The 20,318-nt window shown below is 43.1% G+C and carries 19 protein-coding genes; 12 read left to right on the forward strand and 7 right to left on the reverse strand.

The window, feature by feature from the left end:
- Nucleotides 1–66 precede the first annotated feature (66 nt).
- A complete protein-coding gene (locus B3J29_RS09575) occupies nucleotides 67–1,599 on the forward strand; it encodes a pyridoxal phosphate-dependent decarboxylase family protein (RefSeq protein WP_034170041.1) in 1,533 nt (510 codons plus the stop codon).
- An 87-nt stretch (nucleotides 1,600–1,686) separates the two neighbouring features.
- On the opposite strand, the gene B3J29_RS09580 is transcribed toward B3J29_RS09575, so the two are convergent.
- Complete coding sequence (locus B3J29_RS09580) at nucleotides 1,687–2,739, reverse strand: aromatic ring-hydroxylating oxygenase subunit alpha (protein WP_286965151.1); 1,053 nt, start codon at nucleotides 2,737–2,739, stop codon at nucleotides 1,687–1,689.
- Between the two features lie 303 nt (nucleotides 2,740–3,042).
- Here B3J29_RS09580 and B3J29_RS09585 point away from each other — a divergent pair, with 303 nt between their 5' ends.
- Complete coding sequence (locus tag B3J29_RS09585) at nucleotides 3,043–4,473, forward strand: aldehyde dehydrogenase family protein (RefSeq protein ID WP_414632206.1); 1,431 nt, start codon at nucleotides 3,043–3,045, stop codon at nucleotides 4,471–4,473.
- 52 nt (nucleotides 4,474–4,525) lie between these two features.
- On the opposite strand, the gene B3J29_RS09590 is transcribed toward B3J29_RS09585, so the two are convergent.
- Complete coding sequence (locus B3J29_RS09590) at nucleotides 4,526–4,999, reverse strand: Lrp/AsnC family transcriptional regulator (RefSeq protein WP_034170074.1); 474 nt, start codon at nucleotides 4,997–4,999, stop codon at nucleotides 4,526–4,528.
- A gap of 130 nt (nucleotides 5,000–5,129) precedes the next feature.
- On the opposite strand from B3J29_RS09590, the gene B3J29_RS09595 reads away from it, so the two are divergent.
- The 10 genes from B3J29_RS09595 to B3J29_RS09640 all read left to right on the forward strand — a co-directional run bounded on the left by B3J29_RS09595 (nucleotide 5,130) and on the right by B3J29_RS09640 (nucleotide 15,674).
- Nucleotides 5,130–6,845 carry an alpha-keto acid decarboxylase family protein gene (locus B3J29_RS09595; RefSeq protein WP_175967278.1) on the forward strand — a complete coding sequence of 572 codons (1,716 nt, stop codon included), beginning with the start codon at nucleotides 5,130–5,132 and terminating at the stop codon, nucleotides 6,843–6,845.
- A 43-nt stretch (nucleotides 6,846–6,888) separates the two neighbouring features.
- Nucleotides 6,889–8,271: an amino acid permease gene (locus tag B3J29_RS09600; protein WP_175967280.1), complete on the forward strand. Its 1,383-nt coding sequence runs from the start codon at nucleotides 6,889–6,891 to the stop codon at nucleotides 8,269–8,271.
- Between the two features lie 194 nt (nucleotides 8,272–8,465).
- On the forward strand, nucleotides 8,466–9,491 hold the full coding sequence (locus B3J29_RS09605) for a substrate-binding domain-containing protein (protein WP_005234940.1): 1,026 nt from the start codon (nucleotides 8,466–8,468) through the stop codon (nucleotides 9,489–9,491).
- 99 nt (nucleotides 9,492–9,590) lie between these two features.
- Nucleotides 9,591–10,970 carry a phosphate ABC transporter permease subunit PstC gene (gene pstC, locus B3J29_RS09610; protein ID WP_005234942.1) on the forward strand — a complete coding sequence of 460 codons (1,380 nt, stop codon included), beginning with the start codon at nucleotides 9,591–9,593 and terminating at the stop codon, nucleotides 10,968–10,970.
- Nucleotides 10,967–12,358, forward strand: coding sequence for a phosphate ABC transporter permease PstA (pstA, locus tag B3J29_RS09615; protein WP_005234946.1), 1,392 nt, complete (start codon nucleotides 10,967–10,969; stop codon nucleotides 12,356–12,358). Before pstC ends, pstA begins: the two co-directional genes overlap by 4 nt.
- Before the next feature lie 13 nt (nucleotides 12,359–12,371).
- A complete protein-coding gene (gene pstB, locus B3J29_RS09620; RefSeq protein WP_005234950.1) occupies nucleotides 12,372–13,295 on the forward strand; it encodes a phosphate ABC transporter ATP-binding protein PstB in 924 nt (307 codons plus the stop codon).
- 202 nt (nucleotides 13,296–13,497) lie between these two features.
- On the forward strand, nucleotides 13,498–13,740 hold the full coding sequence (locus B3J29_RS09625) for a hypothetical protein (RefSeq protein WP_034170036.1): 243 nt from the start codon (nucleotides 13,498–13,500) through the stop codon (nucleotides 13,738–13,740).
- A 138-nt stretch (nucleotides 13,741–13,878) separates the two neighbouring features.
- Nucleotides 13,879–14,841: a protease SohB gene (sohB, locus tag B3J29_RS09630; RefSeq protein ID WP_005234956.1), complete on the forward strand. Its 963-nt coding sequence runs from the start codon at nucleotides 13,879–13,881 to the stop codon at nucleotides 14,839–14,841.
- Between the two features lie 107 nt (nucleotides 14,842–14,948).
- Nucleotides 14,949–15,410: a hypothetical protein gene (locus B3J29_RS09635; protein WP_005234958.1), complete on the forward strand. Its 462-nt coding sequence runs from the start codon at nucleotides 14,949–14,951 to the stop codon at nucleotides 15,408–15,410.
- Nucleotides 15,411–15,437: 27 nt separating this feature from the next.
- A complete protein-coding gene (locus B3J29_RS09640) occupies nucleotides 15,438–15,674 on the forward strand; it encodes a hypothetical protein (protein ID WP_005234962.1) in 237 nt (78 codons plus the stop codon).
- Nucleotides 15,675–15,736: 62 nt separating this feature from the next.
- On the opposite strand, the gene B3J29_RS09645 is transcribed toward B3J29_RS09640, so the two are convergent.
- From B3J29_RS09645 to B3J29_RS09665, 5 genes are all read right to left on the reverse strand, one after another.
- Entirely contained in the window at nucleotides 15,737–16,378 is a 642-nt protein-coding gene (locus B3J29_RS09645) for a DUF2238 domain-containing protein (protein ID WP_005234963.1), read from the reverse strand.
- 89 nt (nucleotides 16,379–16,467) lie between these two features.
- Nucleotides 16,468–17,856 carry an adenylosuccinate lyase gene (purB, locus tag B3J29_RS09650; protein ID WP_034170034.1) on the reverse strand — a complete coding sequence of 463 codons (1,389 nt, stop codon included), beginning with the start codon at nucleotides 17,854–17,856 and terminating at the stop codon, nucleotides 16,468–16,470.
- Nucleotides 17,857–17,913: 57 nt separating this feature from the next.
- The gene (gene hflD / locus B3J29_RS09655; RefSeq protein WP_286965163.1) at nucleotides 17,914–18,645 is read right to left on the reverse strand and encodes a high frequency lysogenization protein HflD; all 732 of its coding nucleotides are present in this window, start codon (nucleotides 18,643–18,645) and stop codon (nucleotides 17,914–17,916) included.
- Nucleotides 18,646–18,652: 7 nt separating this feature from the next.
- Entirely contained in the window at nucleotides 18,653–19,792 is a 1,140-nt protein-coding gene (gene mnmA, locus B3J29_RS09660) for a tRNA 2-thiouridine(34) synthase MnmA (RefSeq protein ID WP_005234972.1), read from the reverse strand.
- Nucleotides 19,793–19,796: 4 nt separating this feature from the next.
- Complete coding sequence (locus B3J29_RS09665) at nucleotides 19,797–20,282, reverse strand: NUDIX hydrolase (RefSeq protein WP_034170033.1); 486 nt, start codon at nucleotides 20,280–20,282, stop codon at nucleotides 19,797–19,799.
- Nucleotides 20,283–20,318: the final 36 nt, after the last annotated feature.

Here is a 20,318-nt window from a genome sequence, read left to right on the forward strand (position 1 = left end):
GAAGTTCTGGTTCGCTTCAAGAAAGCGGTTGCTGAAGCTCTAGTCGCAGTTCGAGGCGCGTAATTCATGGTAGATTTTGCAGAACACCGTAAAGCGTTACTCTGCAATGATGCTGCATCTATCGCTGACTATGAGTCGGCGATGGATCAGGCGACCAAAGCGGTTGCAGCATGGTTGCAAAACGACAAGATGTATACCGGCGGTAGCATCAAGGAATTGCGTAGCGCAATTGCGTTCAATCCTTCTAAAGAAGGCTTGGGCGTACAGAAATCTTTAGAGCGTATGGTTGAGCTATTCCTCAACAAGAGCTTGAAAGTACATCATCCGCATTCGCTAGCACATTTGCATTGCCCGACGATGGTCACCAGCCAGATCGCGGAAGTGCTCATTAATGCCACTAACCAGTCAATGGACTCTTGGGATCAAAGCCCGGCAGGTTCTTTGATGGAAGTGCAGCTGATTGACTGGCTACGTCAGAAAGTTGGCTATGGCTCAGGTCAGGCAGGTGTGTTCACTTCTGGTGGTACCCAATCCAACCTGATGGGTGTATTACTGGCACGTGATGCCTGTATCGCGAAAAACTGGAAAGACGAAAACGGTAATCCGTGGTCTGTTCAGCGTGACGGCATCCCTGCAGATGCAATGCGTAACGTCAAAGTGATCTGTTCTGAAAATGCACACTTCTCTGTGCAAAAGAACATGGCGATGATGGGCATGGGCTTCCAGTCTGTGGTGACTGTTCGTGTGAATGAAAATGCTCAGATGGACGTTGATGCGCTGGAAAAAACCATGGCGCATCTTCAGTCTGAAGGCAAGATCGTGGCATGTGTAGTCGCAACAGCGGGTACGACTGATGCTGGCGCAATTGATCCACTGAAACAGATTCGTGAAATCACCAATAAATATGGCGCGTGGATGCATATCGACGCAGCATGGGGTGGTGCGCTGATCCTGTCGAATGACTATCGTTCTATGCTGGATGGTATCGAGCTGTCTGATTCTGTGACACTGGATTTCCATAAGCATTACTTCCAGACCATTTCATGTGGTGCATTCTTGCTGAAAGATGAAGAGAATTATCGTTTCATGCACTATGAAGCAGAATACCTGAACTCTGCTTATGATGAAGAGCACGGTGTTCCTAACCTGGTATCGAAGTCTCTACAAACGACTCGTCGTTTTGACGCGTTGAAATTGTGGATGACCGTAGAAGCGCTGGGTGAAGAGCTTTATGGCTCGATGATCGACCATGGCGTAAAATTGACTCGCGAAGTGGCAGATTACATCAAGGCAACTGATGGTCTGGAACTTCTGGTTGAGCCACAATTTGCATCGGTATTATTCCGTGTGGTTCCAGCAGGCTATCCAGCTGAGTTTGTCGATGCCTTGAACCAGAACGTCGCAGATGAACTGTTTGCGCGTGGTGAAGCGAACATTGGCGTCACCAAAGTCGGTCAGGTTCAATCTCTGAAAATGACCACTTTGAGTCCGGTTGCAACGCTTGATAATGTGAAGAACCTGTTGGCACTGGTGCTTGCAGAAGCGGATCGTATCAAGGATTCAATCGCTAATGGTACTTATACACCGCCAATCGCATAAGCTGTGATGGTGTGAAAAAGGAGATCGTTAAGATCTCCTTTTTTATTGGAATTTGGCTGACACATAGATAATGATTTTTAAATAAAATTAAGCTGCAAATAAAGGACTAAAGCCTTTTTTCCTTAACAGTTTGCGGTACATGCTGGAGCTGCGATCTGCCGGGAAATGTGCTTCCAGAGATAAGTCCAGCGGTAAAAACTCAGGCTTCTGATTTTCGACAATCAGACGATCTTCTTCAAAAATCTTCAGATTAAAATCATAGGCTTCTTCGACGGGTAAGTCTTTATCATAATTACGACAGATAGGAGCAAATAGTCGGGTCTGACGGGCGGTCATCGGTGAGGCTGCATTCATAATCACCTGTTTGGCATCATTAGGGAAATGGATGGTCAGGGTCGCGGTAAAGGGCAGACTAATTTCAAAATGTCGTAGCCATTTAAAATCTTCCTGACCGCGCTGATCTAACCCAATCGGATAACGGCCAACACTGCTGATATAGTTGGCAATGAAACCATATTCTGTTTCCGTTGTGGTGTAATTTGAGACTTCGACATCATCTGGATCGCCAAAGGTATCCGGATGTACCCAGGCAAAATGGGCTACATCAATAAAGCCTTCTAGCTGTCTGCCAGCAAAACATTTGATGTCGACTTGTGGGCAAACCAGTTGCTGATAATCTGCATCATTCCAATAAGGCATTACTGGAATATTTGGTTCAGCATTTTTGTCAGCTGTCAGTGAACACCAGATCAGACCATAACGTTCAACCGCGGCATAGGTCCGTAAATGAAACCGATCTGAAATTTTATGCTGTGGATGTGCAGGGATACGGTTGCATTTACCTTGTGTACCAAAGCGCAAGCCATGATAAGGACAGACCACGCCTTGACCATTATTTTTTCCCAGACTTAAGGGCACACCACGATGCGGACAGGCATCTTTGGCCACGATCAGTTCATCCTGCATCTTGTAAATGACCAGTGGCATATCTAGCAACATTATCCCTAGCGGCTGTTCAGAGACATCACGGGCTAAGGCCACTGGATACCAATATTGAGCCAGGAGATGCCAGTCATGTTCTTCAAATGTCATGTGAATCGGTAAATCGGGATTGAAAACTGGAATGGTGGTGCTGTTCATGGTGCTATCACTGTAATTCTTTATTTCAATATAGGCCAATGTGATGTTCTACGAAATTTCAAAGATCAGGACATCCTGTTGCATAAATTCGAACAGGATGTAAGGAAGAATGAGCTATAGGCAAAAAAATTAAAGGAAGCGATATTTGAAGCGCTTAAAAAGCATTCTGAAAGATGCTTATTCTATTTTTCATGCACAAAATGTGCATTCAGGACTTTATGCCTAATGTGATATGCAAGCTCCATTCAGACAAAATCAGCTAATGTCAGGGAACAACAAAAATATCTAATTCAGGATGAAGAGATGACTAATTTGCATGTATCCCAACCCGTTGGCTGTATTATTCAAGGAAAAATGATACAAGGCGCTGCCGAAAGTTTTGTAGTGATCAATCCTGCTGATGAGCAGGTATTGGCACTGTGTTCCTCTCCCTCAGAAGCACAAATTGAAGACACCATCCGTAGTGCCGAGCAAGCTTTTCATCAATGGAAAAATACGGATGATGCCACGCGACAGTCAATCTTGCATCGTATTGCGGATCATATTGAAGAACATCGGGAAGAGTTAGCGCGTTTGGTGGTGCAGGAGCAGGGCAAACCTTATGCGCTGGCTGAATTTGAAGTCGGTGGGGCCATTGCCTGGACCCGCTATCAGGCAGAACTCAAGATTGAAACTGAAATCTTACAGGATGATGCCAATAAACGGATCGAACTGCATCATCGGCCTTTAGGGATTGTGGCATCGGTCACTCCATGGAACTGGCCTTTAATGATTGCTGTCTGGCATATCATGCCGGCAATTCGCGCTGGCAATGTGGTCATCAATAAACCTTCAGAATTTACCCCATTGTCGACCCTTCGACTCGGTGAGTTGATTCAGCAAGAAGTTGCACCTGGAGTCGTATCTATACTTACAGGTGGCGGCGAAGTTGGGGCTAAGCTGACCAGTCACCCTGCAATTGCCAAAGTGGTATTTACCGGTTCGACCGCAACTGGTCAAAGAATCATGCAGAACGCAGCTGCGACTTTCAAGCATCTGACACTGGAACTTGGTGGCAATGATGCAGGCATTGTTTTGCCAGATACCGACTTTCAGGCAATGGCAGTCCGAATCTTTCATGGAGCTTTTATCAACATGGGCCAGACCTGTGCTGCGTTGAAGCGTCTTTATGTGCATGACAGCCAGTATGATGCACTGGCACAGGAATTAGTAAAAGTCGCACAGCAACAATCTCTGGGAGATGGTTTAGCCGAGACGACTACTTTTGGTCCGGTACAAAATATTAAGCAATACCAAAAAGTTCAGGCCATGATTCAGGAAGCCCGGGATGAAGGGGCAATAGTCATGACATCTGGTCAGAATCTACCGGATACAGGCTATTTTATTGCACCAACGATTGTGACCAAGGTAAGCCCAGATAGCCGTCTGGTACAGGAAGAGCAGTTTGGTCCGGTATTACCTTTGATCCGTTATCACGATATTGAAGAAGTACTGACTGAAGCCAACAATACGGATTTTGGTTTAGGTGGCTCAATCTGGTCATCCGATCTGGGGCAGGCGCAGCAGTTTGCTCAACGGCTGAGTTGTGGTACGGCATGGATCAATACGCATGGTGAGATTTTCCCGCATGTACCTTTTGGTGGATGGAAGCATTCAGGTATCGGTGCCCAGTTCGGACTGAGTGGCCTGCTCGAAAATACGATTCAGCAGGTTGTTCATATCAATAAAAATTAAATCAAAAAAAGCTCAAGTTGAACTTGAGCTTTTTTCTTTTACTTAAAATATATCAACGTAATAAAGGGCGGGCAGCCTGAAAATCAAAATGTAATTGCTTGAATTTATCTAAGACAATATAAGATTTGATATGACCAATAAAATTACAGCTCAGCAATTTTTCAGTCACAAAATTTGCCAGCATTTCCAGATTTTTAGCGCCTACTTTTAACATGAAATCTGCATCACCACTTAAAGAAAAAGCTTCCTGAATGGCTTCTTCTTCTTCAATCAATTGTTGAAAAGCGATCTTGGCTGCTGCGTCATGTGTTTTGAGATTGACCTGAACCATAGCCAAAACTGCAATTCCCAAAGCTTCAGGATGAATGCAGGCGCTATAACCCAAAATAATTCCTTTTTGCTCCAGCAGCTGACGCCGTCTAGAACATTGAGAGGCTGACAGACCGATTAAATCCCCGATTTCCTGATTCGTCAGGCGCCCATTTTTTTGCAAAGCCTGGATGATTTTCCAGTCAAATTTATCCATTGCACTGAATCCTTATCCGATACACGTTTTATGTGTTTTTGAATCATTGTGACTTGCATTATGCACGAAATCAGAAAATGAAATGCAATATTCTGTAATTGAAGCATAATAAGTGATAGGGAAAATAATAATGTTTATGGAAATTGGTCAGTACCTTAATCAGCGCCTGCAAGAACTAGGAATTCAGCATATTTTTGGTGTGCCAGGTGACTTTAATCTCTCCTATTTAGAACAGATCGAAATTGATCCAAAACTGGAATTTATCGGTAACTGTAATGAGCTAAATGCAGCTTATGCAGCAGATGGTTATGCACGTCTGCATGGTGTCGGTGCTTTGCTCACTACTTATGGTGTGGGTGACCTGAGCGCGATTAACGGCATTGCAGGTGCATATGCCGAGCAGGTTGCCATGGTGCATATTTCCGGTATTCCGCCTTTACATGCCGTAGAACAGGGTGCTTTGTTACACCATACTCTGATCGATGGCGATTATGACAATATCATGAACTGCATGCGCGAATTTACCGTAGCACAGACACGTTTGACTCCAGCCAATGCAGTGAGTGAAATTGACCGGGTATTGAAGCAATGTATATTGATGCGTCGACCGGTTCATATTCAGCTTCCATCGGATATTACCCATCTTCAGATTAAAGTACCTAAGCAGCCTCTGGATCTGAGCCGTCCACAGAGTGATCCAAAACTTCTGCAAGAAACTGCGGCACGGATAGCCAAACGCATCAAACAGGCACGTCAGCCAGTCCTGCTCATTGACAATGAAGCAGAAATTTTCCAGCTTACCGATATGCTGCAAAATTGGGCTGAGCGCATGCAGATTCCCTATACCTGTCTGTCTACTGCCAAAAATATCATGAATGAAAGTCACCCCTTATATGCGGGCGTTTATGCAGGTGCAGCAAGCGCAGCATCGACTTATCAGTTGGTAGAGCAGTCAGATTGCCTGATTGCCATTGGGCCACGTTTTACCGATGTTGCCACAGCATTTTTCTCACATCGTGTATCCGCACAAAATATGCTGTATCTGGCGGATTCCTGTCTTTGCTTGGATGGGCAGATGATCAGTGGACTGGATTTAGTTCAATTGATCCAAGCCATCTCAAAACAGACTTTAGATGATCAACCACGTACTTTTAATCCTGCACCGAAACCATCGTTACAAACTCAACAGATCGAAGAAAATACTGCGCTTAGCCAAACTGCACTCTGGCAGCAAATTTCTGAGTTCTTACAGGAAGATGATGTGATTGTGGCAGAAGTGGGCACTGCCAATGCAGGTTTATCAGGATTGACTTTACCTGTGACTGCTAAGTATCTGGTTCAACCGATCTGGGGCTCGATTGGTTATACCTTGCCTGCCTTGCTTGGTAGTATGCTTGCTGCACCAAAGCGCCGTCATCTGTTATTTATTGGAGATGGTTCGATTCAGCTAACCATTCAGGAGCTTTCTACCTTATTAAGAGAAGGCTTAAAACCCGTCATTTTTATTTTAAATAATGGCGGCTATACCATTGAACGTTTGATTATGGGTGAAAATGCCAAGTACAACGATGTTCAGAACTGGCAATACAGCCAGTTTGCCCAAGTCTTTTCTGCAGATACCCCGCATCAGGCTCATATAGTCAAAACCCCGGCAGAATTAAAGCGTACACTCGCACAGGTTCATCAGGCTGAGGAATTATGTCTGATTGAACTGCAACTCCCACGTATGGATGCGCCACAACGCTTAAAACAGTTTGCTGAAGTCGTGGCACGCTATGACTATGGTGAATATGGTTATAAGCAGCTGGTTGAGCAGAATACACCTCCCTACAAAAAGGCAATCTAGCAAAATGTAGAAATTAAAAAAATTGTTCACAAGGAGTGACAATATGGATGTTGAAGATCATCAATTAAAAAAACAGCTTTCCAACCGGCATATCCAGCTAATCGCCTTAGGCGGAGCGATCGGTACAGGATTATTTTTAGGTTTATCACATACGATTCAGCTGGCAGGTCCATCAGTACTTTTAGGCTATGCCATTGCTGGCATCATTGCATTTCTGATCATGCGCCAATTGGGTGAGATGGTGGTGCATGAACCGGTTAGTGGTTCATTCAGTTATTTTGCCAATAAATACTGGGGCAAAAAAGCAGGCTTTATTTCAGGCTGGAACTATTGGGTGCTCTATGTATTAGTCAGTATGGCTGAGTTGAGTGCAATTGGTACTTTCGTTCAGTTCTGGTGGCCGGAGATTCCGATCTGGCTCACGGCACTGGCATTCTTCCTGCTCATGAATGGTATTAATCTGGTCAATGTCAAATTCTTCGGTGAGAGTGAATTTATATTTTCCATGGTCAAGATTATTGCCATTTTAAGCATGATCGGATTCGGGATCTATCTGCTGTTTAGCGGTTCTGCAGGAAGTCAGGCCAGTGTGACAAATTTGTGGCAGCATGGCGGATTTTTCCCTGAGGGCTGGTCAGGTTTTATGATGGCACTTGCCGTGATTATGTTTGCATTTGGTGGGCTGGAGCTGATTGGTATTGCCGCCAGTGAAACCAAAAATCCAGAAAAGACCATTCCAAAAGCAGTGAATCAGATTGTCTACCGTGTACTGATTTTCTATATTGGTGCCATTGGCGTGTTGCTATGTCTGTATCCATGGAATCTGGTGGCGCAGGGCGGTAGTCCGTTCGTAATGATTTTCCAGTCATTGAACAGTCATGGTGTGGCGAATGTTCTTAATTTTGTAGTTCTGGTTGCTGCACTTTCGGTCTATAACAGCTGTATTTATTGTAATACCCGCATGTTGTTGGGTCTGGCTCAACAGGGTAATGCACCGGCATTTTTAAAGAAAATTAACCGCCGGGGTATCCCAGTAAATGCTGTTCTATTCTCGGCAGCAGTCTCCGGTATCTGTGTATTAATGAATTACCTCATGCCGGGTGAAGCTTTCGGTATTCTGATGCTACTGGTGGTTTCTGCTTTGGTAATTAACTGGCTGATGATTTCACTGACCCATTTGAAATTCAGAAAAGCCATGCAGGAACAGCAGCAGACGACCGCATTCCCAAGCCTGTTTGGCCGCTGGAGTAATTACCTGACAATTTCATTTATCATCATGATTTTAATGATCATGAGCTTTACCAAAGAAATGCAGATTGCCGTTGCATTGGTGCCGGTCTGGTTGCTGTTTTTGACGGTGATGTATGTGATGAAATATCGCAAGAAACCGGTACTCTTGCCTGAATCTACTGAACCCACCACTTAAATAGAAAGGCCCTGAAAAGGGTCTTTTTTCTATTATATTGTCTTGAGCAGGTAACGAATTAATTATCATAAAACCGTCATAAAGCTGTAACCCGGCTGTCATATTCTAAAATCAAAATGCGTGTATCGAAAAAGTACAAGACTTTATTAGAAAGTGGCGTACTCCAATAAATGCATCAATAAAGAGAGATGAGAATGCGCTTCAATCATATCGCAATTGCGTTGGCACTTTCAGGGGTAGCTGTTGCAACAACTGCAAATGCAGCTCGTGACACGATCCAAATTGCTGGTTCTTCTACAGTTTTGCCTTACGCGAGTATTGTTGCAGAAGAGTTTGGTAATACATTCCCACAATTTAAAGCACCTGTTGTAGGTTCTGGTGGTACTTCGGGTGGTTTGAAACAATTCTGTAATGGCGTTGGTGATAACACTATCGATATTGCTAATGCATCTCGTAAAATTAAAGACACTGAACTTGCAGCTTGTAAAAAAGCAGGTGTAAACCAAGTTCTTGAGATTAAAGTAGGTTATGACGGTATCGTGTTTGCATCAAACGCTAAAAAAGCGGCATTCAAATTACGTCCACAACATGTATTCGCTGCTTTAGCTGCTGAATTACCATCTAACGGTAAAATGGTTGCAAACCCATATACACGTTGGAACCAAATTGATCCAACACTTCCAAATGAAGCAATCACTTTAGTGATTCCTGCATCAAACCACGGTACACGTGAAGTGTTCCAAGAAAAAATGGTTGATGCTGGCTGTGAAACTTACCAAGCATTTGCGAAGTTAGATAAAGATGCACAGAAAAAGGCATGTTCTACATTCCGTAAAGATGGCCGTGTGATTGAAATTTCTGGCGACTACACTGAAACACTGGCACGTTTAAAAACATCTCCAAATGCAGTCGGTGTTTTTGGTTTAGGTTTCTATGATCAAAACCGTGACAAATTACGTGTAGCGACAGTTAACAACGTAGCTCCATCTGAGAAAACAATTCTGAATGGTTCTTACCCTGTATCACGTCCATTGTTCTTCTACGTGAAAGGTGAACATCTTAAATCAATCAAAGGCTTGAAAGAATTTACAGAATTCTTTGTAAGCAAAAAAGTATCTGGTAAAGGTTCTAAGCTTGAAAAAGCTGGTCTGATTTCAATGTCTGACAAAGAACGTGCTGCGGTACTAGCAAACTTCAAAGCGGGTAAAGCTGTTAAATAAAAGTATGGAAATAGCCAATGGCAGGGTCGACCTGCCTTTGGTTTTTTGCAAAGAAACCGTTTTTTCAAAGTGTGTAATTGAAGAAACAGTGGAGATTACATGAATCTGCTCCTCATTGGTGTGTTACTGGCGATTATTGCCATTGCCTATCAAGTTGGCTTAACCAAGAGCCGTAAACTTGCAGGTAAAGGGAATAACTCAGCGATGCTGCATTCTCGACCGGGTTACTATGGTGCATTGGTCGCGTTGTGGTGTGGTATCCCAGCATTTTTAATTCTGATTGTTTGGAATTTAGTTGAACCAAGTATTTTTCAACAAGTCATTTTAAATCATGTGCCTGAACAAATTCGTGCGACGCTAGATCCGGCGAGTACAAGCGTGATGGTTGAGCGTGTACAAGCATTGGCTTCGGGTTTTGGGGTGAGCGATACACCAGCTGCTTATGAACTTGCAGCAGCAGAACAGTTAAAGAAAATTGAGAACATTGGTTCATTCGCGAAATTAGCAGTTGTTGTAAGTGCGGCATTGATTGGTTTAGTGATGGCTAAACGTCGCATTGCAGAAAAATATCGTGCACGAAATCAAGTTGAAAAAGTCTTAAATGTAGCATTGGCACTATGTTCAGGCGTGGCGATTTTGACCACTGTCGGTATTGTCATGTCGATGTTTAGTGAAGCAATGCGCTTCTTTAGTTTTGTTAATCCTCTCGACTTCTTCTTTGGTACTGAATGGAACCCAGGTTTTAGTACTTCGGGAAGTGCAGAAGGCAGTTACGGCTTGTTACCTTTATTGTGGGGTACGCTCATGGTGAGTGGTATCGCATTATTGGTAGCTGTTCCTGTTGGTTTAATGATTGCGATCTATCTTGCTGAATATGCAAAACCAAGTTTTCGTTCATGGGCAAAACCTGCGATTGAAGTATTGGCAGGTATTCCAACCATTGTTTATGGTGTCTTTGCTTTAATGGTCATTGGTCCATTTGCTAAAGATTTAGGCGCAATGATTGGGCTCGAAATTAATGCGACAAGTGCCTTAACCGCTGGTTTTGTCATGGGCATTATGATTATTCCATTTGTCTCTTCATTATCAGATGACATCATTACTCAAGTGCCACGAGCACTACGTGATGGTTCACTCGGATTAGGTGCGACAAAATCTGAAACGATTCGCCAAGTGGTTATTCCAGCAGCATTGCCAGGTATTATCGGTGCGTTCTTGCTTGCAGCATCACGTGCCATTGGTGAAACCATGATTGTGGTACTAGCCGCTGGTAATAGTCCGCTGTTACATATCAATCCACTCGAAGCGGTTTCGACAGTCACAATTACCATTGTGAATCAATTAACAGGTGATACAGATTTTGCGAGTCCTCAGGCCTTGGTTGCTTTTGCATTGGGCTTAACGCTGTTTGTAATTACTTTAGGTCTGAATATTGTTGCGCTGTACATCGTGCGTAAATACCGTGAGCAATACGAATGAGTACGATTAATACATCAAATATGGATCAAACATTCGATCCGCAAGCTGCTGCTGAGCAGCGTGAAAAGCGTAAAAAAATCATCGAAAGCTCATTGGCAAAGCGTCACCGTAAAGAAAAGACATTTCGTATGTTTGGCTTCGGTGCGGTCATTACAGGTTTATTATTTGTTGCTTTGCTATTTGGCAGTATCTTGGCAAAAGGCTTACCTGCATTTTGGCAAAGTAGCATGACTGTGCCAGTGTTTTTTGATCCAGCAATTATTCAAGTCGGTCCTAAACCGGTTCAAAAAGGAGGTGAGTCACCTGCACAGTTTGAAGAGCGTTTTATCGCTTGGCAAACTGAAATGGGTATGGTGGATTGGGATGCGCTCATTGTTAATGGCATTGTTAAAAAAGCACCTGAAATTGCAAATCAAAGTGATGAGTTGAATAGTATTTACACCAGTTCCGAAGCTTATCGCTTACGTGATATGGTGATGAAAGATCCGTCACTGATTGGTAAAACGCAGGACTTCAGAATTTTAGCTGATGCGAATGTCGATGTATGGTTAGCAGGTAATATTGACCGTAGTCTTCCAGATGAACAGCAACAGCTGAGCCCTGAAGTACGTCAATTGGCCGATCAGTTAAAAGCCGATGGTGTAATCACGAATAGCTTCAATACAGAAATCTTTAAAAATCCAGATTCACGTAGTTCACCAGCAACTTCTGGCTTAGCAGGCGCATTTATGGGCTCGCTATTTATGATGCTGATTGTGATTGTGTTGTCTATTCCAATTGGTGTGGCATCTGCTATTTACCTTGAAGAATTTGCACCGAAAAACTGGATTACTGACATTATTGAAGTCAACATCAATAACCTTGCAGCAGTACCATCGATCGTATTTGGTTTGTTGGGTGCAGCAATCTTTATTGGTTGGATGCATATGCCACTTTCTGCACCTGTTGTGGGTGGTTTGGTCTTAAGTTTAATGACACTACCAACCGTAATTATTACAACGCGTGCATCTTTAAAAGCCGTTCCACCTTCGATTCGCCAAGCCGCTTTAGGCTTAGGTGCATCACGCTTACAAACAGTTTTCCACCATGTATTGCCATTGGCTTTGCCGGGTATTTTAACGGGCGGTATTATTGGTGTTGCCCAAGCTTTAGGTGAAACAGCACCACTATTACTCATTGGTATGAGCGCCTTCGTTGCAAACGTACCTGCTACGCCACTTGATCAATCGACTGCTTTACCTGTTCAGATTTTCTTATGGCAGGGGAATGAATTGCGTAACTTCTTCGAAGGACGTACCGCAGCAGCGATTATTGTACTTCTTGCACTGATGATTGGCTTAAACAGTCTAGCCATTTGGCTACGTAAGAAATTTGAAGTACGCTGGTAATTGAGAGCATTATATGAATACAGTTATTACTCTAGAACAGAATTCCTTAGAACAGGATAAGTCCGTGAATCCAGAACCAACGCAATTTACCTCTGCTCAGGGCAGTCAAAAACAGCCATCGACTTCGTTTGTGTCTCAGTTCGATACACAGACAAGTCAAAAGAAAGATGCCAAACCTACTGATGTAAAAATTAGCACACAAGATGTTCATGTTTACTACGGTGAGACTGAAGCCATTAAAGGAATTGACCTAAATATTTATGCAAATGAAGTGATTGCATTTATTGGTCCATCTGGCTGTGGTAAGTCAACATTCTTACGTACCTTAAACCGTATGAATGACACCATTGATAGCTGCCGTGTAACAGGTAAAGTGATGATGGATAATCAAGATATCTATGATCCAAATCTAGATGTGGTGTTACTACGTGCACAAGTTGGTATGGTTTTCCAAAAGCCAAACCCATTTCCAAAGTCAATTTTTGATAATGTCGCTTATGGACCAAAATTGCATGGTCTGGCACGGGATAAATATGATCTGGAAGAAATCGTAGAAAACAGCTTGCGTAAGGCAGGGCTGTGGGATGAAGTCAAAGACCGTTTAAATCAGCCGGGTACAGGGTTGTCGGGCGGACAGCAACAGCGTTTATGTATTGCACGGACGATTGCCGTTTCTCCTGAAGTGATTCTGATGGATGAACCTTGTTCAGCACTCGATCCGATTGCAACAGCTAAAGTTGAAGAACTGATCTCTGAACTTTCAACCCAATACACCATTGCTATTGTGACTCACTCCATGCAGCAGGCAGCGCGAGTCTCTGATCGGACTGCTTATTTCCATTTAGGTGATCTGATTGAAGTCAACTCGACCGAGAAAGTCTTTACTCAGCCTGACCATCAGCTTACAGAAGCCTATATTACCGGGCGTTTTGGTTAAGAAGTTTTATCTCAAGAAAGAAGGGCTAAAAAGCTCTTTTTTTATATCCAAAAGTAACGAAAGAATAAGATATATCAATTTAATCAGTGAAATGTGGAAAAATAAACCGAATCCTATTGTGCCCGAAATTCTTATAGAATATGCCGTCTTTGACATGGCAGAGCTGTCAAAAGATAGATGTTAAGAAAAGGTTGCATCCGCTATGGAAACACTCAAAACGATGTCAGTTTTTCTGATGCTGCTGATCGCATTAAGTTTAAGCATCGGTGGTCTGTGGCATCAATTACAAGGCGGCAGAATGTTTTATATACTGATTGGATTGCTGTATGGACTCAGTTTGAATTTCTATTTCAAAAAGCAGGAAAAAGCCTTATATACGAATTCTGCTATATTGCTAGGAGTTATTGTCTGGGCAGGTTATCAACATGGTATTAATTTTCTATAGTGCGAATTATTTTTGCCTTACTAAGACCATATGGATACTGCTCAGTTTCAGCAATTAAACAACAATATTCTATTGAAAAAAATTCATTTGACCTTATCTTAAATTGAAACCTATATAAATAATTGAGACCCGATTTTTATGTTATTTCATACCCCCAAATTACCCGCTGAAATCCGTATTAGTCATTTGAATGCGCGCATTAATGAGCAACGAAAAAAAATAGCGCAAACAACGTCGTCTAAACTGGAACTTTTGCAATTGAGCCAGCAATTGTCAAAAGAAGCGCGTGCGCGTAAGAAAACTAACCAGAAAATCTATGTACTCGATTTTAAAGGTGATATGGCTGCGTCAGCAGTAGAAAGCTTGCGTGAAGAAATTACCCTGATTCTATCTACAGCCAAAGCTGGTCGTGATCGTGTTATTGTACGTTTAGAAAGTCCGGGTGGTATGGTACATGGTTATGGTCTTGCAGCTGCGCAGCTGGTGCGCTTACGTGAAGCGGGTTTTCATGTGACCATCTGTGTCGATAAAGTTGCAGCCAGTGGCGGTTATATGATGGCGTGTATTGCAAATGAAGTGCTTTCTGCACCGTTTGCGATTGTGGGTTCAATTGGGGTAGTGGCACAGGTGCCAAACTTTAACCGTCTACTGAAAGAAAACAAGATCGATTTTGAACTTTATACTGCGGGTCAATATAAACGTACGGTGACCATGTTTGGTGAAAATACCGAAGAGGGCAAAGCCAAGTTTGAAGAAGAATTGCAACAGACACATGCCTTATTTAAACACTTCGTGGAAAAATATCGTCCACAGTTAAATGTTGAAAAAGTGGCAACGGGTGAACACTGGTATGGTCAGGATGCCCTAGACCTGAATCTGGTAGATAAACTGCAAACTTCTGATGAATATCTGCTAGGTCTTTTACCGCAACATGATGTGTATTTAATCCAGACCCGTAAAAAACCAACGCTGGGCGAAAAACTAGGTTTGCAAGCAGCACAAATCGCAGATTCTTTTATCCCCGCGGTGATGGATAAAGTGGTAGATACGCTAACCAAAGCCAATTCAAATCTGGTTCAGATGCGTGATCCGAAACTTTAATTTATTGCTCTAAAAATGATATGGAAAGCTCACTTGGTGGGCTTTTTTATTTTTGAAATCAAATCATTATGATATAAGTGAAGTACTTTGGTTGAGTCTAGGCTCATATGCTCACGTTTATTTTATTATTGGGATTCTTTAACATCGTGTTTATTCCGATGTTATGTATGCTCTATGCTGAAGCCAAACTCATAAATAATGATTCGAAGAAGATTCTGTTTTGGCTGAGCTTTCTACCTGGTGCATGTATTTTTCTATTATATGGTGTTTTAAAGCCAAATAATCCACCCGTTACTTCATCGAAAGAATGTGGTGTGGTGCAGTCTTATCAGGTATATAAAACTCGAGGTGGAACTCAGCATGAAAGCGTGATCATTCGCTTCAATGGTGCCAAGTATAGTCGTTATTTATATTTCGATCAGCATTTTGAGAAAATGCCGAAAGGGCAAAGGGTCTGTTTTGAGTATTTAGATAAGTTTAAATACCCACACTTGTCAAAATCTAAGTTTGTTAAATGGATTGACCCCACTGAAATGCCGACCAGCACTGAGGTAAATCATATAAAATAAAGCATATTTTACTGTTAGAGCAGAAACATGGCTGTCGCTGAAGCATATCTTGCAACGCAAAATTGTTATTTTAATTACGAGTTTGAAGAATTGAATTTAGAGGATTTTCCTGAGGAGTTATCTGTGTCACTGCGTGGCATGATGTTCCGCCATGAGATTCAATATCCTGATGCCACCTATTTTATTTATTACAGCGAGATATTGACGGGTCATGAATTGCAAAAAATGAAAGATGATTGGATGCGATATTGCCCACTTCCATAATTGAAAAATATGCAGCTCATTAAATTTGTGATGACACACTTTAATTCAATGAGATGCTGAGTTTAAGAGCTTGCTTCTATGGGCTTTTTTTGTAATAGCATGATACTCCCCGTAAATATAGCGCCAATGGTTGCCAGCAAAATATCTTTATGTGCATCCCACATATCACCTTGTTGTCCATTATAGTTTTCAGCTTCCTCAGGAGATAGACCAATGGCAATCAGCCATTCCAGCCATTCATAGAGCATGCTGCTGGCCACCACAAACTGAATCACTAGCAGGAAAATGACCACAGGTTTCTGCTGCGGCAGCCAGACCTGAAACAACCGGTAAAATACCGGGTAGAGTAAAAGACCAAAAGCCAGGTGCACAAAACGGTCAAACATGTTGCGTGACCAGCCCATGGCAGCATTCAGGTCAAAGCCAAAGAGTGTCTGAGTCCATTCATTATAAGGTACATAAGAATACAGATAATGTGCAGCAACCACATGAATCAGCAGAAAAGCCAGATAAAGGTTGAAACTGAAGAAGCTCAATCCGATTTTATACAGGCACAAGATCAACATAACGATCATAAAAACCGTACCTGTTTGATGGAGCAGATAAGATTCCATTTCTAAAGGTTGAATACTGGCAAAGATAATCGCAATTGCCAAAATCCCTAAACTAACAAAATGTTTGCTGCTTAATCGATGATCCATCATCTATTTCTATATCATTTTTCTTAAAGTTAGACATGATTATAAATAAAAAAGCGAAGCCGGAGCTTCGCTTTTGGTCTTAATTGTCTAAATTAGATTTTAGCGATTAAGTCTTTAATTTGTTTTGCTTGTTCAGATGCATTACCTGTATATGTTGCAGGTGTCATTTCAGCCAAACGAGCACGATCCGCTGCAGGAACAGCTTCTAATTCGTTACCGTTTACGAAATCAACCATCATGTCGCGAGTCATGGCTTGACCACGAGTCAGTGCTTTTAATTTTTCATATGGTTTTTCAACATTATAACGACGCATAACCGTTTGAATTGGTTCAGCCAAGACTTCTTGAGCATTGTCTAAGTCTTCATCAATACGTGCAGCATTCAGTTCAAGTTTACCCACGCCTTTTAAGCAAGCTTCAAACGCGATCAAGCTTTGCGCAAAACCTACACCCATGTTACGAAGAACAGTTGAGTCAGTCAGGTCACGCTGCCAGCGAGAAATAGGCAGTTTTTCACCTAGATGCGCAAGAACTGCATTGGCAATACCCAAGTTACCTTCTGAGTTTTCGAAATCAATCGGGTTAACTTTGTGCGGCATGGTTGAAGAACCCACTTCGCCTTCTTTCAATTTTTGTTTGAAGAAACCAAGTGAGATATAACCCCAAACGTCACGGTTGAAATCGATCAGGATAGTATTGAAACGACGCAGCGCATCAAACAGTTCCGCCATGTAGTCATGTGGCTCGATCTGGGTGGTGTACGGGTTAAAAGTCAAACCTAAAGATTCAACAAATGCTTGTGAATGCGCAGGCCAGTTGATGTCTGGGTAAGCTGAAAGATGCGCGTTGTAATTACCCACTGCGCCATTGATTTTGCCCAGTAGCTCAACTTGCTTGAACTGTTTGATTTGACGGGCAAGACGGTAAGCCACGTTCGCCATTTCTTTACCCAAAGTTGTTGGGCTCGCTGTTTGACCATGTGTACGAGACAACATTGGTTGGTCAGCATGTTTCTCAGCCAATGCAACAATTGAATCAATGATTTGTTGCATAGACTCAACCAGTACATCACGACCGCTTTTCAGCATTAATGCATGAGACAGGTTATTGATGTCTTCAGAAGTACATGCAAAGTGAATGAATTCGCCTGCATTTTTCAGTTCTTCAATGCCTGCAATTTTTTCTTTCAGGAAATATTCAACCGCTTTCACGTCGTGGTTCGTAGTACGTTCGATCTCTTTAATGCGGTTGGCATCTTCTTCAGAGAAGCTGGCAACAATCGCATCAAGTGCAGCATTGGTTTCAGATGAGAACGCTGGCACTTCAGTGATTTCAGGACGGTTGGCAAGCGCTTGTAACCAACGCACTTCAACAGTCACACGAGCATGGATCAGACCAAACTCAGAAAGAAAAGGGCGCAGCGCATCACATTTGCTAGCGTAGCGTCCATCTAATGGAGAAAGTGCAGTTAAAGCGTTCATATCGATTCCCTAAATTTTGGAATTAAACGAAAAACGGTGCGCGTACAACAACATGGTTTAGATCACCTGAAACTGTAAGCGCGCGAGATTTTGGATATCCTGTAGCAACTTGCGCTTGCCAAAAATCATGCCCCATGAACTGCCGCCAAGCTGACGCCATAAGTGCGCCATTTGCAGTCCAGTAAAGAGTGAAGCACGGATGCGGTTGGTATGACCGGAATCTTTAAAGGCTTCAGCATTGCCACGCACCATGATCCGCGGATTGATCTGGCCGGCGGTATCGACATAGGTCTGAGCGAGATTGGCAATGATGCTGGGGTGCATGTAATTGTTATCGAAGAAGGAGAGCTGTCTGAGGATTTTTTGCTGGGATTGTTCGATGATTTCAACAAACTTGGTATTGTTATAGACCTTCTTTTCTAACTGAAGAAGTGCCATGGCATAGGACATTGGAAGCTTGGTCGATGAAAGTTTTGGAAGTCTGGATTTTGGGGAAGTATTAAAAGGTTGGGTAATGCTGCTTTCCAGGGTTTTTAAACCGAGGGAAATATCGGCCAGCTGATTAAAGAAGTCTAAGGTCTGGGCATTTAACTTGCCACTTGGACGGATATTTAAACTGGCTTTAATCAACTGTTCAAAATAGAAATTACCGCTTTCACCAATGCTTTGCTGTCCCGTCAATGCAGTCATATGCGTCAGCTGGGTGGCCTGAAAAACCCCCGCTAGCGCCAACGCACGATTTTGACGAACATTCAACGTTGTGGCTTGTTGAAACGGTAACTCCGTCATACCGAAATCATCCTTTAATAAAATCAGGTTTAGGCGCATTGGTATGATGAATCACGCCACCACCTAAACAAACTTCACCTGAGTAGAATACAACGCTTTGACCCGGGGTCACTGCACGTTGCGACTCATCAAATTCAACACGAACACCATTTGGTGTTTCTGGATCCTTGAAAATAGTACACGCTTGGTCAGGCTGACGGTAGCGGGTTTTTGCCGTACAGCGGAAACCTGTTTCAGGAATATCCTGTTCACCGGCTACCCAGTCAATCGCTTCAGACCACAATATGGTACTGTGCATCAGTGGATGTTCATGACCTTGACCCACCACCAGACGGTTACCTTCAATATCTTTATGCAGTACAAACCAGGCACCCTCTTCCGCGCCTTTCATACCGCCAATACCGATCCCGCCACGTTGGCCGAGCGTATAGTACATTAAGCCGTGATGATCACCAACCTCTTTGCTATCTTCCAGCACGATTTTTCCAGGTTGCGCCGGCAAATATTGCTTTAAGAAGTCATTGAAGCGACGTTCACCAATAAAACAGATACCCGTAGAATCTTTTTTCTTCGCTGTTGCCAGACCTAATTCTTCTGCAATTTTACGGACTTGCGGTTTTTCAATTTCGCCGACAGGGAACAGGGTCTTATTAATTTCACGACCATGGACCGCATGCAGGAAGTAAGTCTGGTCTTTATTATTGTCATAACCACGCAGTAATTGGGCATATTGCTCACCGCGCGAATTGGTCATGGTTTTGCCGCGACGACAGTAGTGACCAGTCGCGATAAAGTCAGCGCCCAGATTGATCGCATGATCCAGGAAGGCTCGGAATTTGATTTCTTTATTACACAAAATATCCGGGTTTGGGGTACGGCCAGCAGTATATTCAGCCAGAAAATGCTCGAACACGCGATCCCAGTATTCCATCGCGAAGTTGGCGGTATGCAGTTTGATCCCGATCTTGTCGCAAACGGCTTGTGCATCGGCAAGATCTTCCATTGCCGTACAGTATTCTGTGCCGTCATCTTCTTCCCAGTTTTTCATGAAAAGACCTTCAACCTGATAACCCTGTTGAAGGAGGAGAGCTGCAGACACAGATGAATCTACACCACCAGACATACCGACGATGACACGTTGTTGCATAGGATTAGGCATCCAAATTTAAAATTAAGGGAGAATTTTGGTGCTCGTAAATGAGCGATAAAGGATAGTGTTTGCCAGCTTGGGCATCCTGCACGGCTTTAATCACCAATGGGCTGCGAGCACGTGCGGTTTCAACCAGTTCATCCAGCGTCATCCAGACTGCACCGACAATACCGGTATCCAGTTCAGCATTTTCATCATGGCTGACGGCTTCTGCTCTCAGGCAGAAACGGAAATAGGTACGATCCGGGAACATCGGCGGGGTATAGGTATAGATGCCGATCAGATCAGTAACATTGACCTGATAACCGGTTTCTTCTATGGTTTCACGAATGGCTGCTTCGACAATGGTTTCACCTGCCTCCACATGGCCTGCCGGCTGATTGAATACGGTATGGATGACACCTTCAGTATGTTCTTCAACGAACAGGAATTTTCCATTTTTTTCGACGATAGTTGCGACAGTGACGTGAGCAGTCCAAGCGATCATAGAGGAGCACCATGGAATAAAAACTGTATTCTACAA

Source organism: Acinetobacter sp. UBA5984 (assembly GCF_002429925.1).
Classification (GTDB): domain Bacteria; phylum Pseudomonadota; class Gammaproteobacteria; order Pseudomonadales; family Moraxellaceae; genus Acinetobacter; species Acinetobacter variabilis.

What these genes read in the sequence shown, in the direction of transcription:
- B3J29_RS09585 (WP_414632206.1), top strand. Translation starts at nt 3,043, where the DNA reads ATGACTAATTTGCATGTATCCCAACCCGTTGGCTGTATTATTCAAGGA.
- pstB (WP_005234950.1), top strand. Translation starts at nt 12,372, where the DNA reads ATGAATACAGTTATTACTCTAGAACAGAATTCCTTAGAACAGGATAAG.
- pstC (WP_005234942.1), top strand. Translation starts at nt 9,591, where the DNA reads ATGAATCTGCTCCTCATTGGTGTGTTACTGGCGATTATTGCCATTGCC.
- B3J29_RS09590 (WP_034170074.1), bottom strand. Translation starts at nt 4,999, where the DNA reads ATGGATAAATTTGACTGGAAAATCATCCAGGCTTTGCAAAAAAATGGG.
- purB (WP_034170034.1), bottom strand. Translation starts at nt 17,856, where the DNA reads ATGAACGCTTTAACTGCACTTTCTCCATTAGATGGACGCTACGCTAGC.
- B3J29_RS09665 (WP_034170033.1), bottom strand. Translation starts at nt 20,282, where the DNA reads ATGATCGCTTGGACTGCTCACGTCACTGTCGCAACTATCGTCGAAAAA.
- B3J29_RS09580 (WP_286965151.1), bottom strand. Translation starts at nt 2,739, where the DNA reads ATGAACAGCACCACCATTCCAGTTTTCAATCCCGATTTACCGATTCAC.
- pstA (WP_005234946.1), top strand. Translation starts at nt 10,967, where the DNA reads ATGAGTACGATTAATACATCAAATATGGATCAAACATTCGATCCGCAA.
- B3J29_RS09645 (WP_005234963.1), bottom strand. Translation starts at nt 16,378, where the DNA reads ATGATGGATCATCGATTAAGCAGCAAACATTTTGTTAGTTTAGGGATT.
- B3J29_RS09625 (WP_034170036.1), top strand. Translation starts at nt 13,498, where the DNA reads ATGGAAACACTCAAAACGATGTCAGTTTTTCTGATGCTGCTGATCGCA.
- B3J29_RS09600 (WP_175967280.1), top strand. Translation starts at nt 6,889, where the DNA reads ATGGATGTTGAAGATCATCAATTAAAAAAACAGCTTTCCAACCGGCAT.
- B3J29_RS09595 (WP_175967278.1), top strand. Translation starts at nt 5,130, where the DNA reads ATGTTTATGGAAATTGGTCAGTACCTTAATCAGCGCCTGCAAGAACTA.
- sohB (WP_005234956.1), top strand. Translation starts at nt 13,879, where the DNA reads ATGTTATTTCATACCCCCAAATTACCCGCTGAAATCCGTATTAGTCAT.
- hflD (WP_286965163.1), bottom strand. Translation starts at nt 18,645, where the DNA reads ATGACGGAGTTACCGTTTCAACAAGCCACAACGTTGAATGTTCGTCAA.
- B3J29_RS09635 (WP_005234958.1), top strand. Translation starts at nt 14,949, where the DNA reads ATGCTCACGTTTATTTTATTATTGGGATTCTTTAACATCGTGTTTATT.
- B3J29_RS09575 (WP_034170041.1), top strand. Translation starts at nt 67, where the DNA reads ATGGTAGATTTTGCAGAACACCGTAAAGCGTTACTCTGCAATGATGCT.
- B3J29_RS09640 (WP_005234962.1), top strand. Translation starts at nt 15,438, where the DNA reads ATGGCTGTCGCTGAAGCATATCTTGCAACGCAAAATTGTTATTTTAAT.
- mnmA (WP_005234972.1), bottom strand. Translation starts at nt 19,792, where the DNA reads ATGCAACAACGTGTCATCGTCGGTATGTCTGGTGGTGTAGATTCATCT.
- B3J29_RS09605 (WP_005234940.1), top strand. Translation starts at nt 8,466, where the DNA reads ATGCGCTTCAATCATATCGCAATTGCGTTGGCACTTTCAGGGGTAGCT.